This window comes from Bacillus sp. S4, from assembly GCF_040838205.1.
In the GTDB taxonomy this organism is placed as follows: domain Bacteria; phylum Bacillota; class Bacilli; order Bacillales; family Bacillaceae_G; genus Bacillus_A; species Bacillus_A cereus_U.
On record NZ_JBFPJI010000465.1, the window covers coordinates 1 to 1,932 of the forward strand.

The following is a 1,932-nucleotide window of genomic DNA, read 5'->3' on the forward strand; positions in this document are numbered from 1 at the left end:
AATCGGTATTTTTTTATTATTAATCTCATTAAAATTTAACATAGTGAAAAAAGAATGGATACAAGACGGTGCAGACTTTTTATTAAAAGAACTTATTTTATTTTTCATCCCTTCTGCAGTCGCTGTCATTCGTTACAAAGATACATTATCACAATATGGAATCGATCTCATTTTAATTATCGTGATTAGTACACTTTGTGTCACTCTCGTAACAGGACTTTTAACAGAATTGCTATTAAAGCGGAAAGGATCCACACAATGATCGGCTTTCTTTGTTTACTATTAACACTATTCACATATTGGGTATCTAAAAAAATGTATCAACGCTGGAATTGGAGCTTACTTTCTCCCCTTCTTGTATGCCCAATCATTTTAATTGCTTTACTACTCGGATTAGATACACCATACGAAACCTACGAATCTGGTAGTCATTGGCTAACAGAATTATTGAAACCTGCAACGGTTGCTTTCGCGTGGCCAATCTATAAACACTTTGATCTATTAAAAAAACATGGAACGGCCATTTTAATTAATGTCATTGTTGGTTCATTTCTATCGGTTATTACTTCCGCACTATTAGCTGATTTTTTTCAAATTGACTCTACAATAGAACAAAGTTTAGCACCACACATTGTAACAACACCTATTGCAATGGCTATTTCAGAAATGATTGGCGGCATGTCACAATTAACAGCCGTTTTCGTCGTATTAACTGCCTTAACTGGAGCATTACTCGGTCCTACGCTCATACGCATATGCCGTATTAAAACAGCGCTCGCAAAAGGAATAATGCTAGGTACTAGCGCGAATGGAACCGGAACATCAAAAGCATTTGAAATCGGTCCTGTAGAAGGTACAATTGCAAGTTTATCAATGCTTTTAACAGCTGGAGCTAGTTTAGTTATCGTTCCGCTTTTCTTATCTTGGATACAATAAAAAAGAAAGTATTTAAACACTTTCTTTTTTATTTGTATATTTATATAATAGCTCATATTCTTCTGGAAACGATAAAGATAATTTTTTCACTTCATCTATTCCTTTCCAATCTATTTCATGTATTAACTCATCAGGGTCTTGTATTTTCATGTTACCACCTATTAACTTCACAACATAGTAATACACATGAACTGGTACCCCATATGTTATCCCCTTTTTTTCACATAGCTTGTCTATAACTTCTACTTCATAACCCGTTTCTTCCCATACTTCACGAACACAACACTCTTCAAGCTCTTCTCCCTCTTCTTGTCCTCCACTCGGCACAGACCATCGCTTCTCTTCATTTACTTTTCCTTGTAATACCATTAGAAACTCATTCTTTTCATTCATACATATAGCTGCCGTACCAATCCATCTTTTCATCCTATCTCCCCCCATACTAACTTTCTATCTTTCTTTATATTTATCCTTGAAAAAAGAGGAAAAAAGTAAAACGATGACGAAAGATTACATCAACTTCATGAGCAGTCCCTTCTTAGAAATTCAAACCGAAAGGATGAAATTATGATTTCTAAATATGTTGTGGAATGTATTTTTTGTGAAGAAAATCGGAAACCTCGACAAGCAATTGTCACAGTGCCTGCTACTTCTCAGCTACTAGCAATCCAAAAAGTACGGGCTGAATGCAAACGCCGCTTTGGAAAAACTTTATTATTGCAAACAGAAATTAAAGAAGAATTACTCTTTGAACAAAAAGAAAGCTGACCATAAATTGGCCAGCTTTCTTATCCGATCATATTTTCACATGAAGATTAGGGGCATCCTCTTTAAGGATCGGGATTTACCCATTATGTGCGTTCCATAATGGTCATCGAACAATATATTTCTATACAATAAACTATTGAATAGAATAGGGCAAAACTTGTTCGCATTTTTAGAAAAGGGATAGGGATATAATTCAAGTAATACTTCGAATACTCGAACTTTACACTC

The 1,932-nt window shown here is 34.9% G+C and carries 4 protein-coding genes; 3 read left to right on the plus strand and 1 reads right to left on the minus strand.

Annotated features, from left to right (window positions below; all coding sequences use genetic code 11):
• Positions 1-262: CidA/LrgA family holin-like protein (locus AB3X48_RS21650; protein ID WP_367959929.1), on the plus strand; the 262-nt coding region annotated here is incomplete at its 5' end.
• On the plus strand, positions 259-936 hold the full coding sequence (locus AB3X48_RS21655; RefSeq protein ID WP_016105859.1) for an LrgB family protein: 678 nt from the start codon (positions 259-261) through the stop codon (positions 934-936). The genes AB3X48_RS21650 and AB3X48_RS21655, both read left to right, overlap by 4 nt.
• Before the next feature lie 12 nt (positions 937-948).
• Here the strand turns inward: AB3X48_RS21655 and AB3X48_RS21660 are convergent, their stop codons facing one another.
• Positions 949-1,362 carry an NUDIX hydrolase gene (locus AB3X48_RS21660; protein WP_016105860.1) on the minus strand — a complete coding sequence of 138 codons (414 nt, stop codon included), beginning with the start codon at positions 1,360-1,362 and terminating at the stop codon, positions 949-951.
• Between the two features lie 141 nt (positions 1,363-1,503).
• On the opposite strand from AB3X48_RS21660, the gene AB3X48_RS21665 reads away from it, so the two are divergent.
• Positions 1,504-1,704: a DUF3903 domain-containing protein gene (locus tag AB3X48_RS21665; protein WP_002111199.1), complete on the plus strand. Its 201-nt coding sequence runs from the start codon at positions 1,504-1,506 to the stop codon at positions 1,702-1,704.
• Positions 1,705-1,932 lie beyond the last annotated feature (228 nt).